The sequence below is a fragment of the Plantibacter sp. CFBP 8804 genome (genome assembly GCF_014841225.1).
GTDB classification, from domain to species: Bacteria; Actinomycetota; Actinomycetes; order Actinomycetales; family Microbacteriaceae; genus Plantibacter; species Plantibacter auratus.
Genome location: NZ_JACYTU010000001.1, coordinates 654,713 through 671,645, shown reverse-complemented (window position 1 = coordinate 671,645; position 16,933 = coordinate 654,713). Strand labels below are relative to the sequence as shown.

The 16,933-nt window shown below is 70.0% G+C and carries 15 protein-coding genes; 8 read left to right on the top strand and 7 right to left on the bottom strand.

Annotated features, from left to right (window positions below; genetic code table 11):
* Positions 1 to 72 precede the first annotated feature (72 nt).
* Together ffh and IFU11_RS03135 are read left to right on the top strand one after the other, a co-directional pair.
* Complete coding sequence (ffh, locus tag IFU11_RS03140; protein ID WP_064296308.1) at positions 73 to 1,626, top strand: signal recognition particle protein; 1,554 nt, start codon at positions 73 to 75, stop codon at positions 1,624 to 1,626.
* A gap of 16 nt (positions 1,627 to 1,642) precedes the next feature.
* Positions 1,643 to 2,023: an META domain-containing protein gene (locus IFU11_RS03135; RefSeq protein ID WP_192018134.1), complete on the top strand. Its 381-nt coding sequence runs from the start codon at positions 1,643 to 1,645 to the stop codon at positions 2,021 to 2,023.
* A 10-nt stretch (positions 2,024 to 2,033) separates the two neighbouring features.
* On the opposite strand, the gene IFU11_RS03130 is transcribed toward IFU11_RS03135, so the two are convergent.
* The gene (locus tag IFU11_RS03130) at positions 2,034 to 3,176 is read right to left on the bottom strand and encodes a glutamate--cysteine ligase (protein WP_064296310.1); all 1,143 of its coding nucleotides are present in this window, start codon (positions 3,174 to 3,176) and stop codon (positions 2,034 to 2,036) included.
* 251 nt (positions 3,177 to 3,427) lie between these two features.
* On the opposite strand from IFU11_RS03130, the gene rpsP reads away from it, so the two are divergent.
* From rpsP to rimM, 3 genes are read left to right on the top strand one after another with little or no spacing between them, the layout of a single operon-like run.
* Positions 3,428 to 3,853: a 30S ribosomal protein S16 gene (rpsP, locus tag IFU11_RS03125; protein WP_064296311.1), complete on the top strand. Its 426-nt coding sequence runs from the start codon at positions 3,428 to 3,430 to the stop codon at positions 3,851 to 3,853.
* 2 nt (positions 3,854 to 3,855) lie between these two features.
* Positions 3,856 to 4,107, top strand: a complete 252-nt coding sequence (locus IFU11_RS03120; RefSeq protein WP_064296312.1) for an RNA-binding protein — start codon at positions 3,856 to 3,858, stop codon at positions 4,105 to 4,107.
* Positions 4,108 to 4,755: a ribosome maturation factor RimM gene (gene rimM / locus IFU11_RS03115; RefSeq protein ID WP_236555410.1), complete on the top strand. Its 648-nt coding sequence runs from the start codon at positions 4,108 to 4,110 to the stop codon at positions 4,753 to 4,755. It abuts the gene before it with no gap.
* Positions 4,756 to 4,848: 93 nt separating this feature from the next.
* Here the strand turns inward: rimM and IFU11_RS03110 are convergent, their stop codons facing one another.
* The 6 genes from IFU11_RS03110 to nirB all read right to left on the bottom strand — a co-directional run bounded on the left by IFU11_RS03110 (position 4,849) and on the right by nirB (position 14,837).
* Positions 4,849 to 6,510: an FAD-dependent oxidoreductase gene (locus IFU11_RS03110; RefSeq protein WP_192018133.1), complete on the bottom strand. Its 1,662-nt coding sequence runs from the start codon at positions 6,508 to 6,510 to the stop codon at positions 4,849 to 4,851.
* Positions 6,507 to 8,660: a molybdopterin oxidoreductase family protein gene (locus IFU11_RS03105; protein ID WP_192018132.1), complete on the bottom strand. Its 2,154-nt coding sequence runs from the start codon at positions 8,658 to 8,660 to the stop codon at positions 6,507 to 6,509. The genes IFU11_RS03110 and IFU11_RS03105 overlap by 4 nt, the downstream gene beginning before the upstream one ends.
* A gap of 37 nt (positions 8,661 to 8,697) precedes the next feature.
* Positions 8,698 to 10,116 (bottom strand): MFS transporter, encoded by a 1,419-nt coding sequence (locus IFU11_RS03100; protein WP_192018131.1) that lies wholly within the window; start codon positions 10,114 to 10,116, stop codon positions 8,698 to 8,700.
* Positions 10,117 to 10,293: 177 nt separating this feature from the next.
* A complete protein-coding gene (locus IFU11_RS03095) occupies positions 10,294 to 11,457 on the bottom strand; it encodes a uroporphyrinogen-III synthase (protein ID WP_079705653.1) in 1,164 nt (387 codons plus the stop codon).
* Complete coding sequence (gene cobA, locus IFU11_RS03090) at positions 11,454 to 12,233, bottom strand: uroporphyrinogen-III C-methyltransferase (RefSeq protein ID WP_121290213.1); 780 nt, start codon at positions 12,231 to 12,233, stop codon at positions 11,454 to 11,456. The genes IFU11_RS03095 and cobA overlap by 4 nt, the downstream gene beginning before the upstream one ends.
* Positions 12,234 to 14,837: a nitrite reductase large subunit NirB gene (gene nirB / locus IFU11_RS03085; protein WP_371742708.1), complete on the bottom strand. Its 2,604-nt coding sequence runs from the start codon at positions 14,835 to 14,837 to the stop codon at positions 12,234 to 12,236.
* A gap of 205 nt (positions 14,838 to 15,042) precedes the next feature.
* On the opposite strand from nirB, the gene nirD reads away from it, so the two are divergent.
* From nirD to trmD, 3 genes are read left to right on the top strand one after another with little or no spacing between them, the layout of a single operon-like run.
* Positions 15,043 to 15,417, top strand: a complete 375-nt coding sequence (nirD, locus tag IFU11_RS03080) for a nitrite reductase small subunit NirD (protein ID WP_137241875.1) — start codon at positions 15,043 to 15,045, stop codon at positions 15,415 to 15,417.
* Entirely contained in the window at positions 15,414 to 16,172 is a 759-nt protein-coding gene (locus IFU11_RS03075; protein ID WP_137241874.1) for a sirohydrochlorin chelatase, read from the top strand. The genes nirD and IFU11_RS03075 overlap by 4 nt, the downstream gene beginning before the upstream one ends.
* 46 nt (positions 16,173 to 16,218) lie before the next feature.
* A complete protein-coding gene (gene trmD, locus IFU11_RS03070) occupies positions 16,219 to 16,926 on the top strand; it encodes a tRNA (guanosine(37)-N1)-methyltransferase TrmD (protein WP_085510627.1) in 708 nt (235 codons plus the stop codon).
* Positions 16,927 to 16,933 lie beyond the last annotated feature (7 nt).

Genomic DNA, 16,933 nt, shown 5'->3' with positions numbered 1-16,933 from the left:
CAAATACTCATCTTCCGACCGTGGCGGCGATCGACCGGGTCGCGTCGCGGTCTGCCCTAAACTGGAGGGATCATGGCAACGTTCGGCACACTCTCTGACCGCCTCGCGGATACGTTCAAGAACCTCCGCACCAAGGGCAAGCTCTCCGCGGCCGATGTCGACGGCACCGTCCGCGAGATCCGTCGCGCCCTCCTTGACGCGGACGTCGCACTCGACGTCGTCAAGGACTTCACGGGTCGCGTGCGCGAACGCGCCCTCGGCGACGAGGTGAGCAAGGCCCTCAACCCGGCGCAGCAGGTCGTCCAGATCGTCAACGACGAGCTCGTCACGATCCTCGGCGGACAGCAGCGCCGTCTCGAGTTCGCGAAGAAGCCGCCGACCGTCATCATGCTCGCCGGACTCCAGGGTGCCGGAAAGACGACACTCGCGGGCAAGCTCGCCAAGTGGCTCAAGAAGGACGGCCACACGCCGCTCCTCGTCGCGTCCGACCTCCAGCGCCCCAACGCCGTCAACCAGCTCCAGGTCGTCGGCGAGCAGGCGGGCGTCCCCGTCTACGCTCCCGAGCCCGGCAACGGGGTCGGCGACCCGGTCAAGGTCGCCCGCGACGGCGTCCGGTTCGCCGAGCAGAAGCTCTACGACACCGTCATCGTCGACACCGCCGGACGACTCGGCGTCGACGCCGAGCTCATGAAGCAGGCGTCGAACATCCGCAAGGCGGTCGATCCCGACGAGGTCCTCTTCGTCATCGACGCGATGATCGGTCAGGACGCGGTCGCGACGGCCAAGGCCTTCCTCGACGGCGTCGACTTCACCGGCGTGGTGCTCTCCAAGCTCGACGGCGACGCCCGGGGTGGTGCGGCACTCTCCATCGCCTCCGTCACCGGACGCCCCATCATGTTCGCGTCGACCGGTGAGGGTCTCGACGACTTCGAGCCGTTCCACCCCGACCGCATGGCGAGCCGGATCCTCGACCTCGGTGACATCCTCACCCTCATCGAGCAGGCGCAGCAGAACTTCGACGAGGAGGAGGCGCGCAAGGTCGCGGAGAAGTTCGCGACCGACTCCTTCACGCTCGACGACTTCCTCAAGCAGATGCAGCAGCTGCGCGGCATGGGTTCCATCAAGAAGATGATGGGCATGCTCCCCGGCATGGGGCAGATGAAGGAGCAGCTCCAGAACTTCGACGAGCGCGAGATCGTCCGCACCGAGGCCATCATCCAGTCGATGACCACGGCCGAGCGCACGAACCCGAAGATCCTCAACGGATCCCGTCGCCTGCGCATCGCCAAGGGTTCCGGCATGACCGTCACCGAGGTCAACGCCCTCGTCAACCGCTTCGAGCAGGCGGCCAAGATGATGAAGACCGTCGCCAAGGGTGGCGTGCCGAACATCCCCGGGATGGGTCCGGTCCCCGGTGCACGGACGAACCGACCGAAGCCGCAGGCCAAGAAGAAGGGTTCCCGCTCAGGCAACCCGGCCAAGCGCGCGGCGGAGAACGCCGGCGCCGTCGAGACGCAGGCTGCCGCCACGGGCGCCGGATTCGGCCTCGGCGGTGGTTCGTCGTCGGGATCGGCAGCCCCCACCGAGGCGGAGCTCGCCGAGTTGCAGAAGTTCCTGGGTCGCTGAGTCGAGCGGAGGCGGTATGCGCGCGCTGAGGGCGGCGGCTTCGGTCGTCGCAGTCGTGCTGGCCGCGGGCATGCTCGCCGGGTGCTCCGCGCCGTCTCCGGGCGAACGTGTCCTGGGCACCTGGGGTGAGGGGACCGGCGCCGCCGACCCGCACCTGGTGTTCACCGACGACGGTCGCGTGAGTGGTTCGGACGGCTGCAACAGCCTCTCCGGCTCCTGGCGCGCCAAGGACGACGCGGTCGTCGTCTCCGACGTCGCGAGCACCCTGATGGCGTGCCCGGGCGTCGACACCTGGCTGCGGGGGATCGCACAAGCGACGCTCTCGGCCGACGGCGGCCGCCTGACCGTGACCGACGACGCCGGCGCGCGGATCGGGACGCTCGACCGCGCGGAGTGACGCCGCCTCGTCAGGCGGAGGGCTGGACCCCGTGTCGCAACTCCTTCGCGAGCGAGCTCACGACCGCCTGCAGGCTGCCGCCGTTCGCGTGTGCGACGGCGAGCTGTCGCTGGTAACTCGCGCCGTGCTCGATGATCGTGGCGATGCTCGCCAGTTCGTCCGCACAGCCGAGCCGACGGGCGACCGGCGCGAGAGTGTCGAGCAGGTCGTGCAGGTCGTCGGTCACGAGGCGCTCGTGGCCCGAGGAGTCGAGGATGATCTCGGCGTCCAGGCCGTACCGCGCCGCACGCCACTTGTTCTCGCGGACGTACCACGGCTGCAGGGTCTGCAGGCGCTCTCCGGCGTCGAGGCGGTCGGACAGGTGCTCGGTGAGGCAGTGGATGAGCGAGGCGAGGGCCCCGAACTCCGCGACGGTCGACGCCCCGTCGCACGCGCGCATCTCCACCGTGCCCCACTGCGGCGACGGTCGCACGTCCCAGCGGACCTCGGTGTGGTCCTCGATGATGCCGGTCACCGTCATGTCGTCGACGTAGGCCTCGAACTGCTCCCAGTCGGAGAGCTGGTAGGGGAGGCCCGCCGTCGGGAGCTGCTGGAACATGAGCGCGCGGTTCGACGCGTACCCGGTGTCGACCCCGCCCCAGTACGGGCTGGACGCCGACAACGCCTGGAGGTGGGGCAGATAGGTCAGCAGCCCGTTCATGATCGGGAGGACCTTGTCGACCGTCTCGACGCCGACGTGCGCGTGCACACCCCAGATCATCATGTTGCGACCCCACCACTGGGTTCGGTCGATGAGCTTGTGATACCGGGGCTTGTCGGTGACCTGCTGGTCGTACCACTGGCCGAACGGGTGCGAACCGCTGCAGATGAGTTCGACGCCCATCGGATCCGTGATCGCCCGCACCTCGGCCAGCTGGCCCTCGAGGTCCGCGATCGCCTCGGGGACCGTGTGGTGCACGCCCGAGACGAGTTCGACGGTGTTGAGCAGCAGCTCGTTGGTGATCTGCGGATGATCGGAACCGTCGCTCGGGCGGAGTTCCGACAGGACGGTGTCCGCTGCGCCGACGAGATCGCCGGTGTCGCGGTCGACGAGGGCGACCTCCCATTCGAGGCCGACCGTCGAACGCTCGGATCTGGCGAACTCGATGGGCATTGGCGTCGACCTCCCGCAGGGCGCGGCCGGATGCCGCGCGCCAGCCCATCTTCACACGGGGTGGAGGGGTCATCCGGTATCGGTGTCGCCGGATTACCCAGATCGCCCGATGTCTGGCAGAATAGAGAGTTGAGTCTGCGCGGAGTTCGACCCTCTATCCGACGCCCGCAGCAACCACAGTTTTCGCGTCGAGCGTGTGGCCCCACCTTTCGGCAGCGAGCACATCAAACATCACATCATTCAGGAGAATCGTGGCTGTCAAAATCCGTCTCAAGCGTCTCGGCAAGATCCGTGCGCCGTACTACCGCATCGTCGTCGCAGACTCGCGCACGAAGCGCGACGGTCGTGTCATCGAGGAGATCGGCAAGTACCACCCCACCGAGGAGCCCTCGTTCATCGAGGTCGACTCCGAGCGTGCGCAGTACTGGCTCAGCGTCGGCGCCCAGCCGACCGAGCAGGTCGCAGCACTCCTCAAGCTCACCGGTGACTGGGGCAAGTTCAAGGGCGACAAGGACGCCGTGAGCACCGTCCGCGTCAAGGAGCCGAAGGCCGCCTTCGTCGCCGACGAGAAGAAGAAGCCCGTCCTCAAGCCGAAGGCTGAGGCCCCCGCGGCCAAGGCTGCTCCGGCCGAGGCCGAGGCGCCCGCTGCCGACGCCGCTGAAGCAGAGCAGGCGTAGTCTTGCTCGCTCCCGCGCTCGAACATCTCGTCAAGGGGATCGTCGATCACCCGGATGACGTTCGCGTCACGGCACAGAACTCCGCCCGTGGCGAGGTCCTCGAGGTTCGTGTGAACCCCGAGGACCTCGGCCGGGTCATCGGTCGTGCCGGCCGGACGGCCAAAGCCCTGCGCACCCTCGTGGCAGCGCTGGCAGACGGTCGGCGGGTCCGAGTCGACGTGGTCGACACGGACGCCTCCGGCGCCAGCGCGTAGGTGGCGGACGAGACGGAGCCGAAGACCCAGTTGCGGGTCGGTCGGCTCACGAAAGCCCATGGCCTGAAGGGCGCCCTGAAGGTCGAGCTCTACACGGATGAGCCGGAGCACCGGTTCACCCCGGGCGCGACGTTCACGCTCCAGGTCCCCGCAGGATCGAAGTGGCGCGGCAAGACGCTCGAGCTCATCGAACTGCGCTGGTACAACAGCCAGCCGGTCGCCTTCTTCGTCGGCATCTCCGATCGCAGTGAGGCGGAGACCCTCGTGAAGGCGATCCTCTGGGTCGAGCAGGACCCCACCGAGCTACCGGTCGACGACGACGCGTGGTACGACCACCAGCTCGTCGGGTTGGCCGTGCACCGCGACGGCGTCGCCGTCGGTACCGTCGCTCGCGTCGACCACTTCCCGGCTCAGGACCTCCTGATCGTGAAGACCGGCGACGGCGAGGTCATGGTCCCGTTCGTGAAGGCGATCGTCCCCACGGTCGACATCGCTGCCGGGATCGTCACGGTCACGCCGCCAACCGGTTTGTTCGAGGAACTCCCGGAGGCCGACGACGCCCCCGAGACGACGACGGCCGGCCCAGCCGAATCCGAGGCCTCCGACGAGGCTCAGGACGACACCGGAGCGTCGCAGCCGGAGCAGTAGATCGCGTTCCGAGTCGGTTCTCCCGGCTCGGAACCCCCACGACGGAGGCGTCGGTTGCGTGCAACCGGCGCCTCCGTCGTCGCCTCCGGCAGATCACGCCGGCACTGGCTCGCTCTGACGATTACCGTCCGCGACCCGCTCGAGGACCGCGGCGATCCGGCCGGTGCACCCACCGCAGCCGGTACCGGCGCGGGTTGCCTTGCCAATGCAGGCGACCGTGGTACTGCCCGATTGCGCGGCATCCATGATCCTGCCGACCGTCACGCCGTTGCACGTACAGACGGTCGTCGAGGGGGCGAACGCATCGGCGGAGGCACCACCGATCGCGTCCGGCCCGTCGAGCCGGAGGAGGACCGAGCGATCCGCCGGCAGTTCACCGCCCCCGTCGTACAGGAGCGTCAGCTCGGCCGCAGTGCGCGGCATACCGACGCAGACGAAGGCGGTCAGGACCCCGGCGCGGGTGATCATCTTGACGTAGCGGCCGTGGCCGGGGTCCGCCCACACCGAGACGCTGCGCGGAGCGGCCGGATGCACGCTGCACACGTCAGCGGTCGTCGGCTCGACGTCCCAGGGCTCGGCGTGGACGTCGCCGACCGCGACGACGTCGACCCGCTCGGCCTTGAGTGCGACGGTGCTCGGCCGCTCGACCGGTGGCGGACCCAGCTCGAGCGGTGGTCCGCCGGCCGCGGCCTCGAGCAGGAAACGAGCGGCGAGCCACTCGGCCTGCCGCCATCCTGGGCCGATGAGCCCCGACGGGCCGCCGGGGACGATGCGCTCGCGGCGCAGGTCCGGTGTCGGCGCCAGCACGTGCGCGCAGTCGCCGATGGCGAAGATCCGTTCGTCCGACCAGCTGCTGAGGTCTTCACCGACGAGCACGCCGGAGCCGACACGGACCCCGGCGAGGATCGCCAGATCGGAGCGTGCGCTCACCCCGCACGACAGGACGAGCAGATCGCCGGTGATCCGTTTCCCGTCAGCGGTGATCAGCGCGTCGAAGTGCCTCCCGCCCGCGGGGTCATCCCGATGACCGACCGCCTCGGCGCGGCTGTGCGCGATGACCTCCACTCCTGCTGCCCGCAGCGCCGCGGCGAGCACGGAGCCGCCGCCGCGGTCGAGGTTCCGCGGCATCGGGGTGGGGCCGTGGTGGACGACGACCACGTCGGCGCCGGCGCGCGCGGCGGAGAGCGCGAGCTCCAGTCCCAGGACGCCGGCACCCAGGACGACGATCCGGCCGCCCGATCGGACGACCTCGGCGACGGCGTCGGCGTCCGCGAGGTCACGCAGGGTGCAGACGCCGCGGGGGAGGTCGTGGTCGGACAGCAGCAACGACCGTCCGTACTTCTCGAGCGCCGGGAGGTCCCGCTTCCGTCGATCGACGCCGTCGAGTGTCGGAACGTTCGCGCGCGCACCCGTCGCCAGGACGAGGCGGTCGTAGGGGAGCGTCTCCCCGGTGTCGAGTTCGACGGTCCGCGTCTCTCGATCGATCTGCATCGCGGTCGTGCCGCGCAGGACACGGATACCGTCCCGGGCGAGGTCCTCGGCACTGACGAGCGTCATGTCGGCGAGTCCGGTCGAGCCGACCGCGTGATCGGCGACCAGCACCCGGTTGTACGCGTCGACCGGCTCCTGCCCGACCACGGTCACCTGGAGCGAGCCGTCCCGCACGCCGGGCGCGACCTCCTCGGCGAATCGCGCACCGACCGGGCCGAATCCGACCACGACGATGCGGAGTGGCCGACCTGGTCGCGGACTCATCGGAGGGCTCCGGTCCCTGTGGCTTCCGGCAGTGGTGCGCCAGCGGCCGGGCGCAGCCGCACCACCGCGCGCTTGAAGTCCGGCATCCCGGAGATCGGATCGACCGCGTCCTGCGTCAGGAGGTTCGCCGACGCATCGCCCGGGTAGTGGAACGGCAGGAAGACGGTGTCGTGACGGATGTCGCCGTCGACACGGGCTCGGACCGTCAGCGCGCCCCGACGGTTCGACACCTCGACCAGTCCGCCCTCGACGATGCCGAGTCGTGCCGCCGTTGCGGGGTGGACCTGGACGAAGACCTCGGGGCGAGCGTCGTCGAGCTCGGGGACGCGGCGGGTCTGGGTGCCCGACTGGTAGTGCTCGAGGAGGCGACCGGTCGTCAGGGTGAGTTCCTCCCCGGTCTCCGGCGACTCCGATGGCCTCGCAGGGCGGACCGGGACGATCCGGGCGAGGCCGTCGTCGTGCGCGAACCGTTCCGAGAACAGCCGGGGTGTGCCGCCGCTGCCGACGGGGAAGGGCCAGTGCGCGGCGAGACCGGTGTCGAGCAGGGCGTGGCTCAGCCCCGAGTAGTCGGCGATCCCTCCGGCGGATGCGGCCGCCAACTCGTCGAACACGATCGACGGGTCCAGCTCGAATCGGCCCGGAGCATCGAGACGACGGGCGAGTTCGTGCATGATCCAGAGCTCGCTGCGGACGCCGACCGGAGCATCGAGCGCCCGCCGGCGGCGGATCACTCGCCCCTCCAGCGAGGTCATGGTGCCCTCCTCCTCCGCCCACTGCGTCGTCGGGAGGACGACGTCCGCGAGCGCGGCGGTCTCCGACAGGAAGAAGTCGCAGACGACGAGCAGCTCGAGGCGGCCGAGTCCGTCCCGGATCGTCTGCACGTTCGGAGCGGATACGACGACGTTCGAGCCGTGGACCAGGAGGGCGTGCACACCGTCCGGTGCACCGAGGCGGTTGAGGAGGGCGACGGCCGGCAGCCCGGGACCCGGGATCGACTCGACCGGTACACCCCATACCTCGGCGACGTGACGGCGGGCTTCCGGATCGGTGATCTTGCGGTACCCGGGCAGTTGGTCGCACTTCTGACCGTGTTCGCGGCCGCCCTGGCCGTTGCCCTGGCCGGTGAGCGTGCCGTAGCCCGATCCCGGCCGACCTGGTAGTCCGAGCACGAGTGCGAGGTTGATGGCGGCGGTGGCCGTGTCGGTGCCATCGACATGCTGCTCGACGCCGCGACCGGTGAGGATGTAGGTGCCGTCCGAGGCTGCGAGCCGACGAGCCACGTCTCGGAGGACCGCCGCCGGCACACCGGTCACGGATTGGACGCGTTCCGGCCACCACGCGCTCACGCTGCGGCGCAGGCCGTCCAGCCCGGTCGTGCGCTCGGCCAGGTAGGCCTCGTCGGCGAGCCCTTCGGCGAGGACGATGTGCGTGAGCCCCAGGAGCAGGACCAGATCCGTCCCGGGCGCCGGCTGCATGTGGAGTCCACGACCGGTCTCGGTGAGTCGCGCGGTGGCCGAGCGGCGCGGGTCGACCACGATGAGGCCACCGGCGGCCTGAGCACCGACGAGATGACCGATGAACGGGGGCATCGTCTCCGCGACGTTGGAGCCGAGGAGGAGGACGGTCGACGCACCGTCGAGGTCCTCCAGTGGGAACGGCAGCCCCCGGTCGATCCCGAACGCACGGTTGCCCGCTGCCGCGGCGGACGACATGCAGAACCGGCCGTTGTAGTCGATCCGGCTCGTCCCGATCGCGATCCTGGCGAACTTGCCCAGCTGGTAGGCCTTCTCGTTCGTGAGGCCACCGCCTCCGAAGACCCCGATCGCGTCCGCCCCGCGCTCACCGCGGATGCGGAGGATGGTCGATGCGACGAGGTCGAGGGCCGCATCCCAGCTCGTCTCGACGAGCTCACCGGTGGCGTCGCGCACCAAGGGGGTCGTGAGGCGATCGCCCCGCGCGAGGAGCTCGGCCGACGTCCACCCCTTCTTGCAGAGGCCGCCCCGGTTGGTCGGGAAGTCCCGCCCGGCGACGTCGACCGGGAGCCTCGGAGTGACCCCGTCCACCGCCGCCGTTCGGGTGAGGGACATCGCGCACTGCAACGCGCAGTACGGGCAGTGGGTGTCGGTCACCGGGGCGGTGGGACGAGGCATGCGTGGTCCTTCGATCAGGAGCGGGTGGAGCGACGACTCAGAGTCGCTGGCCGGCGAGTGACGCGTTCTTGCGGAAGTAGACGAGGAAGGTGACCGCGAACAGGACGACGTACGCGCCGATGAAACCGATGAACGCGGCCGAGTAGCTGCCGGTCGCGCCGTGCGAGAGCCCGAGGATCTGTGGGATCACGAAGCCGCCGTAGGCACCGATCGCGGAGATGAGCCCGAGCGCGGCGGCGGCCTTGCGCTGCGTCCCGACGTCGCCGCTGCGGTGGTGCGCATCGCGCAGGCCGGATCGCGCCGCGAAGACGCTCGGGATCATGCGGTACGTCGAGCCGTTCCCGACACCGGCGGCGACGAACAGGAGCAGGAAGCAGCTGAGGAACAGCCAGAAGTTCGCCAGCGGAAGAGTCCACAGCACGGCGAGCGCACCCAGGGCCATGACGGCGAACGCGCTCATCGTGACGACGGCCCCGCCGAAGCGGTCGGCGAGACGCCCACCGAAGGGTCGTGCGAGCGAGCCGATCAAAGCTCCGAGGAAGGCGAGCGAGATCGACGCCGAACCGACGGCGAAGGAGGAGAAGTCGGGGAACTGGTCCGCGATGAGCTTGGGGAACACACTCGCGAAGCCGATGAACGAGCCGAAGGTGCCGATGTACAGGAGCGCGAGGAGCCAGAGGTGCGGTTCCCGGAGCGCGGCGGCGGATCCGCGGAGGTCCGCCTTCGCTGACGACAGGTTGTCCATGTAGCGGTAGGCGCCGAACATCGCGAGGAGGATGAAGGGGACCCAGATCCATCCGGCGAGGCTCAGGTTGAGGGTGGCGGCGGCTCCGACGGTGACCGCGATGGGGACGACGAACTGCGCGACCGCTGCACCGAGGTTGCCGCCCGCCGCGTTCAGCCCGAGCGCCCAGCCCTTCTCCCGCTGCGGGTAGAAGTAGGTGATGTTCGACATGGAGCTGGCGAAGTTGCCACCGCCGAAGCCGGCGAGCCCGGCGACGACGAGCATGACGCCGAACGGGGTGTCCGGATTGCCCACACACAGCGCGAGCGCGATGGACGGGATGAGGAGCAGCCCCGCCGAGATGATCGTCCAGTTCCGCCCGCCGAAGCGCGGGACCATGAACGAGTACGGGAACCTGAGGGTCGCACCGACGAGGCTCGGCATCGAGATGAGCCAGAAGGTCTCGGCCGTGGAGAACGAGAACCCGGCCGTCGGGAGCATGACGACGACGATGCTCCAGAGCTGCCAGACCACGAAGCCGAGGAACTCCGCGAAGATCGACCACCGGAGGTTCCGCCCGGCGATGCCGCGGCCCTCCCGGTCCCAGAACGCGCTGTCCTCGGGGTTCCACCCGTCGATCCAACGACCGGGGCGGTGGATCAGGGCGACCGGAGTGACGGTCGGGGTCGCCGTGGTCGGTGGGGCGTCGGCTGCTTCGAGGTTCGTGGTCATGGCTGCTCCGAGCGTTCGGTGAAGCGGGACGGGACGTGTGCTGTCTCCGAAGCTACCGACGCCGTGTTTCGGGGCCCCACCCGCGAGGTAACACCTGGATCACCGCCTGCTCACAGGCACTCATCACCCTGGTGAGGCGGATGAACGCGCGCGGTCCAGGGGCCGGACCGGCCGCCGTCAGACGTCGAGGCGGTAGCCGCGCTTGACGATCGTGTTGATGAGTCCAGGGACGCCGAGCGTCTGGCGGAGGCGGCTCATCTGTACTTCGAGCGCGTGGTGGTCCGCGGCTGCCGGCAGCGCGTCGGCCAGCGCGGAGCGCGAGAGGACGGCTCCGTTCGCGCGGACGAGGGCGCGGAGGAGCGCGAGGGAGTTCGGGGGGAGCCGGACCCGCGAGCCGGGCAGCTCCACGATGGCGCCACGGATGGCGATCGGGCCGTGCAGCGTCTCGGCTCGGAGGATCGCGTGCTGCTCGAGGTGTTCGCACAGCAGCCGGATGAGTGCCCCCATGCGGAACCGCTCGGGGACGATGGGCTCGATGTCCTGGGCGAGCAGTGGCGCCGCCGTGACCGGGCCGACGGCCGCGCACAGCACGTCGCGACGGAAGGCGTCGACGACGGCGTCCTCCTGACCGAGTGCTTCCGCGGCCGTGAACAGGGCGACGACCGACGGGGCACTCGTGAAGGTGACCGCGTCGAGCGAGCCGCTCACGATCGCCTCGACGAGTCGCCGCACGCGCTCGTCGGTCGCGTCGGGGTCCGTCCACCGGTACGGGGCGACCGTGTGCACCTCCTGATGGACGGCTCGGAGCCGTTCGAGCTGGCGCTCGTCGGTGTACCCGTGGAGCTGGACGGCGACGCGGAGACCGGCCGGATAGTCGGCGACGACCTTGTCGACCAGGGAGGCGGTGGTCTCGCGGTCGCTCATGCCCACGTCGTTCAGGCCGGCGGCTCGGATGGCACCGCGTGCCTTGGGCCCACGAACGAGGATGGCCGTCTCGGCCAGCGCTTCGAGGAGTTCGTCGCCGAGTCCCGCGGCGTCCGCGACCTCGAACCACCGTCGGATGCCGTACGAGGTCGTGGCGAGCAGGACGTCGGGGCGTGCGGCGATGATGTCGCGGGTGTCGTCGATGAGCGGTTCGTCGTGCTGTGCGTGTGCGATCCGCAGCGTCGGTGCGTGCACGACGGTGGCACCGCGTCGCTCGAAGGCGTCGATGAGGTCCTGCGATCGGCGGTCGCTCGTCACCCCGATCCGGAAGCCCTCCAGCTGGTCCGCGCGGAATCCCGGGACCGGGGTCGTGACGTCCGGGCCGGCGTCAGCGGCCGGCGGGGTGGTGTCGGTCACGCCGATGCCCCCAGACGTTCGGCCCGCGCCAGCAGTTCCGAGGCCTCGGCGTCACCGTCGAAGGCGAAGGCGACGACATGGCCGATCACGATGACGGCCGGTGACCGCACACCGGCGGCCGCGGCGACGTGGAGGATCGTCCCGAGGTCTGCCACGGTGGTGCGCTGGGTCTCGCTGTAGCCGCGCTCGATGATCGCGACGGGGGTGTCGGCGGCGAGCCCAGAGGTGAGGAGCCCGTGGGAGATGGAGGGCAGCGTGCCGACGCCCATGAGGACGACGATCGTCCCGCCCAGTCCGGCGAGGTGACGGTGTTCCTCGTCGGAGAGCGGCGCGTGACCGCTGACGACGGTGAAGAGGTGACTCAGGTTCCGGTGGGTGAGGGGGATGCCTGCCGCCGCGGGCACGGCGACGGAACTCGAGACGCCCGGGATCACGCGGACGGGGACGCCCGCGCGGTGGCAGGCCAGGACTTCCTCGCTGCCGCGCCCGAAGACGTACGGGTCGCCTCCCTTGAGGCGGACGACCGCCGCGCCGTCGAGCGCGTGTTGCACCATGACGGTCTCGATGCCGTCCTGTCCGATCGGGTGATGGCCGGGGCGCTTGCCGACGTCGACGAGGAGCGCGTTCGGGGCGAGCTCGGGGAGGGTGTCGTGGGGTGCGAGCCGGTCGTAGAGGACCACGTCCGCGTCGCGGAGGGCCTCGACGGCGGCGACGGTCAGCAGCGCGGGATCGCCCGGTCCGCCGCCGACGAGCGTGACCCTGCCTGGACCCGACATCTACGCCCCTTCCCTCACTGGAATGGTAGGCCCTGCGAGATAGACGGCCTCGCCGCGCTCGATCTCCTCGGTCGTCGCTGGCCGGTACTGGCCTCGCTCCGCGACCCGCGCGAGTCGCGGTTCGGCGTCGCCCGGCTCGTTGACGAAGGAACGGAACCGCCGGAGGCGCTCCGGGTCGGCGAGGGTCGCCGCCCACTCGTCCTCATACCCGTCCACATGGGCGGCCATGGCCTGTTCGAGTTCGGCGGCGAGTCCGAGCGAGTCCTCGACGACGACCTCCCGCACGTGGTCGAGTCCGCCGTCGAGGTCCTCCATCCACCTGGCGGTGCGCTGCAGTCGATCCGCCGTCCGGATGTAGTACATGAGGTACCGGTCGATGTACCGGATGAGCGTCTCGTCGTCGAGGTCTCCGGCGAGGAGCTGCGCGTGGGTCGGCTGGAACCCTCCGTTGCCGCCGACGTACAGGTTCCAGCCCTGCTCGGTGGCGATGATCCCCACATCCTTGCCACGTGCTTCGGCGCACTCGCGCGCGCACCCGGAGACCCCGAACTTGAACTTGTGCGGTGCCCGGAGGCCGCGGTACCGGAGTTCGAGGTGGACCGCCATGCCCACGGAGTCCTGCACACCGAAACGGCACCAGCTGGAGCCGACACAGCTCTTCACGTTGCGGAGCGACTTCCCGTACGCCTGTCCGGACTCGAAGCCCGCGTCGACGAGGAGGCGCCAGATGTCGGGCAGCTGTTCGAGGCGGGCGCCGAACAGGTCGATGCGTTGACCGCCCGTGATCTTCGTGTAGAGCCCGTAGTCGGTGGCGACCTGCGCGATGACCGCGAGCTTCTGCGGTGTGATCTCGCCACCGGGGATCCGGGGGACCACGGAGTAGGTGCCGTCCTTCTGCATGTTCGCGAGCGCCCGGTCGTTCGTGTCCTGCAGCGTCCCCCGGCCGCCATCGAGGATGTACCCACCCTGCTGGCTGGCCAGGATGGAACCGATCACCGGCTTGCACACGTCGCAGCCGCGTCCGGTGCCGTAGCGCGCGAGGATCTCGTCGAAGGAGGTGAGGCCGAGCACCCGGATGGTCTCGAAGAGCTCCTGGCGGGACAGTTCGAAGTGCTCGCAGAGTGCGCGCGAGACGGCGATGCCGGACTTGGTCAGCTCCGTCTCGAGGATCTTCTTCACGAGCGGGACGCAGGAGCCGCACTGGGTCCCGGCGCGGGAGCAGGTCTTGAGCGCCCCCAACTCGGTGCACGCCTCGCCGTGCACGCCCGCGATGGCGTCGCGGACGGTCCCCGCGGTGACGGCGTTGCATGCGCAGACGAGCGCTGCGTCGGGGAGCTCGTCCCCGGCCGGTGCCTCGATCCCTGAGGCCGACAGGTAGGCGGCCGGCTCACTCGACAACTCAGCGCCGAGAAGCGGACGCAGCAAGGCGTAGGGCGAGGCGTCGCCGACGAAGACCCCGCCCAGAAGGGTCTTGGCGTCGTCCGTCATGACGAGCTTCTGGTACAGCCCACGCGCCGGGTCCGCGTACACGATCTCGAGACTCTGCTCCGTGCGTGCAAGTGCGTCGCCGAAGCTCGCGACGTCGACGCCGGACAGCTTGAGTTTCGTCGCGTCGTCGACGGTCGTGAACTCCGCCTCGCCACCGAGCAGCCGATCCGCGACGACCTCGGCCATCGCGTTCGCCGGCGCGACGAGGCCGGTGCATCGACCGTCGAAGCAGGCGACCTCGCCGATGGCCCAGACACCAGGTGCAGACGTCCTGCAGTCGGTCCCGATCACGACACCGCCGCGGTCACCGAGCTCGATCCCGGCATCGCGGGCCAGCTCGTCCCTGGCGCGGATACCGATCGCGAACACCACGATGTCGACGTCGACCTGCTGGCCGCTCGAGAACTTCACGCCCGAGACACCGCCCTGCTCGTCCACGAGGATCGACCGTGGCCTCGTCCCCAGGTGCAGACCGATGCCCTGGCCGCCGATGATGCGTCCGAGGGCTCGACCGGCTCCCTCGTCCAGCTGGGCGGACATGAGCCACGACCCGGAGTGCACGACGCTCGCCTCGGCACCGAGCCGTGCCGCACCACCGGCAGCCTCGAGCCCGAGCAACCCGCCGCCGGCGACGATCACCCGGGCGGGACGACCTCGCAGGGAGCCGATGCGCTCGATCTCCGACACCAGCAGGTCCACGTCGTCGATCGTCCGGTAGACGAGGGCGTGTTCCGAACCGTCGATCTCGGGCACCGGGGCCGAGGAGCCGGTCGCCAGGACCAGCTCGTCGTATGTGACGACCCTCCCCAGGGAGGTGTGCACCGTCCGGGCCTCGCGGTCGATCCGTTCGGCGCGTTCGCCCAGCAGGAGCGACACGTGCTGCTCGTCCCAGACACCCGTCGGCGCGAGCGTGAGGTCGATCGCCGCATCGTCGAGACGCTTGCCCAGTGCCACACGATCGTAGGGACGGTGGAGCTCCTCGCAGACGACCGTGATGTGCATGGTGCGCCCGGCGTCGCGACTGTGCAGGGCATCGACCAGACGGTGCGCGGCCGGGCCGCCGCCGACCACGACGACGCGACGCGGCAGATCTCCTGCGGTGGGATCGATCATCATGGGCCCCCTCGGCTCGTGTTCCAGCGAGCGTACTGACGCGGCGTTTCCGGTCCGTTGCCCGCATGTGTCCCGAACACGTCCAGGACCGCACACGACGCCCGGCCGGATGTGAGGTCGGTTTCACCTCACCGAAACGTCACGGGTGATCCGACGAAACACCCCGCCCGTAGCGTCGGTGCTCCGACGCACGACCAGGAGGCCGACGATGAGCATCGCGATGCAGGAGCACACCGGGCGGACGGCGCTCGCCGAGTGGCGACGCGTCTGCGCCATCGACGACCTCGAGCTCTCCTGGGGCGAGGTGGCGTTGCTCCGCGCCCGGCAGATCGCGGTGTTCCGCATCGGGGCCGAGGAGGTCTACGCCGTCGACCATCGGGACCCGCACACGGCCGCGCCGGTGATGGCTCGCGGCATCGTCGGTTCCCGAGGGGAGCGACCGACGATCGCGTCACCGCTGCACAAGCAGGTGTACGACCTCGGCACGGGTGAGTGCTTCACCGACCCGAACCTCTTCCTCCAGACCTTCCGCACCCGCATCGTGGGCGGGTTCGTGGAGATCGAGCTGGGGGAGGACGCATGACCCTGCTTGAGCCCGCGGTGCGCCGCCCGCAGACGCGTACGCGGACGAGTCCTGCGCTCCTGGCCGTGTCCCACGGGACGAGTTGCCCGATCGGACAGGCCTCCGTCGCTGCGCTCGTCGACGCCGTCGGACGATCGCGTGCCGACCTCCACGTCGCCGGCGGCTTCGTCGACGTCCAGCAGCCCGACGTCCCGGCCACCCTCGGTTCGATCGAGCCCGAGCGGCCCGCGGTGGTCGTGCCGTTGCTCCTGTCAGCGGGGTTCCACGTCCACGTCGACCTCGTCGAGGACCTCGAGGCGACGGATCGGCCGACGGCACTCGGACGGGCGATGGGACCGGACGACCGCCTCGTAGCGGTCCTCGCCAGGAGACTGGAGGCGCTGCACGTGACGCCGGATGATCGGATCGTGCTCGGAGCGGCCGGGTCCACCGACGCCCGGGCCGTCGCCGACTGCGTCGACATGGGACGTCGGCTGGAATCGCGGCTGCGTGTTCCGGTTGAGACGGCGTTCGTCTCCGCGGCTCAGCCGTCGGTGCCCGATGCGGTGGCAGCGGCCCGAACGAGCCGACCGCGAGGGCGGGTCATCATCGCCACCTACCTGTTGGCGCCCGGCTACTTCGCGAGGCTGCTCGAGGAGGCGGGAGCGGACTTCGTGACGCCGCCGCTCCTCCACCTCGGAGAGGTGCCCGATCCCGGCATCGTCGACCTCGTGGTCGACCGCTACGAGGAGGCCTCGGCCGGACTGTCGGGCTGACCGGCGCGACCGGGACGACGACCGTCGCGCGAATAGACTGCTCCTCATGCGCATCGACATCGTCACGATCTTCCCGACCTTCTTCGATGCCCTGGACCTCTCGCTGCTCGGCAAGGCGAAGCAGAGCGGGCTTATCGAATTGGACGTCCACGACCTGCGGGATTCGACGCACGACCGTCACCGCACCGTCGACGACACCCCGTACGGCGGGGGAGCCGGCATGGTCATGAAGCCGGAGCCTTGGGGTGAGGCGCTCGACGGCATCCTGGGTGACGACACCGAGGAAGAGCCGCTGGTCATCTTCCCGTCTCCTGCGGGTGAGGTGTTCACTCAGGCCATGGCCCGCGAGCTCGCGGCCGAGCCGCACCTCGTCTTCGGCTGCGGCCGGTACGAGGGCATCGACCACCGCGTCTTCGACCACACCGCCAGCCGAGCACGGGTCCGCCTGGTGAGCCTCGGCGACTACGTCCTCAACGGGGGAGAGGTGGCCGTGATGGCGATGATCGAGGCGATCGGTCGGCTCGTCCCGGGCGTTGTCGGCAACCCCGAGAGTCTCGTCGAGGAGTCGCACGAAGACGGGCTCCTCGAGTACCCGAGCTACACGAAGCCCGCCGAGTGGCGAGGACTCCCGGTACCGCCGGTGCTGCTGAGCGGCAACCACGGTGCGATCGCCACCTGGCGTCGTCAGCAGCAGATCGAGCGGACCCGCGAGGTCCGCCCGGATCTGCTGCCCGCCGACGAGCCGGACGCCTGAGCGCGCC

What these genes read in the sequence shown, in the direction of transcription:
- ffh (WP_064296308.1), top strand. Translation starts at nt 73, where the DNA reads ATGGCAACGTTCGGCACACTCTCTGACCGCCTCGCGGATACGTTCAAG.
- IFU11_RS03135 (WP_192018134.1), top strand. Translation starts at nt 1,643, where the DNA reads ATGCGCGCGCTGAGGGCGGCGGCTTCGGTCGTCGCAGTCGTGCTGGCC.
- IFU11_RS03130 (WP_064296310.1), bottom strand. Translation starts at nt 3,176, where the DNA reads ATGCCCATCGAGTTCGCCAGATCCGAGCGTTCGACGGTCGGCCTCGAA.
- IFU11_RS03110 (WP_192018133.1), bottom strand. Translation starts at nt 6,510, where the DNA reads ATGAGTCCGCGACCAGGTCGGCCACTCCGCATCGTCGTGGTCGGATTC.
- IFU11_RS03105 (WP_192018132.1), bottom strand. Translation starts at nt 8,660, where the DNA reads ATGCCTCGTCCCACCGCCCCGGTGACCGACACCCACTGCCCGTACTGC.
- IFU11_RS03100 (WP_192018131.1), bottom strand. Translation starts at nt 10,116, where the DNA reads ATGACCACGAACCTCGAAGCAGCCGACGCCCCACCGACCACGGCGACC.
- cobA (WP_121290213.1), bottom strand. Translation starts at nt 12,233, where the DNA reads ATGTCGGGTCCAGGCAGGGTCACGCTCGTCGGCGGCGGACCGGGCGAT.
- nirB (WP_371742708.1), bottom strand. Translation starts at nt 14,837, where the DNA reads ATGATGATCGATCCCACCGCAGGAGATCTGCCGCGTCGCGTCGTCGTG.
- nirD (WP_137241875.1), top strand. Translation starts at nt 15,043, where the DNA reads ATGAGCATCGCGATGCAGGAGCACACCGGGCGGACGGCGCTCGCCGAG.
- IFU11_RS03075 (WP_137241874.1), top strand. Translation starts at nt 15,414, where the DNA reads ATGACCCTGCTTGAGCCCGCGGTGCGCCGCCCGCAGACGCGTACGCGG.
- trmD (WP_085510627.1), top strand. Translation starts at nt 16,219, where the DNA reads ATGCGCATCGACATCGTCACGATCTTCCCGACCTTCTTCGATGCCCTG.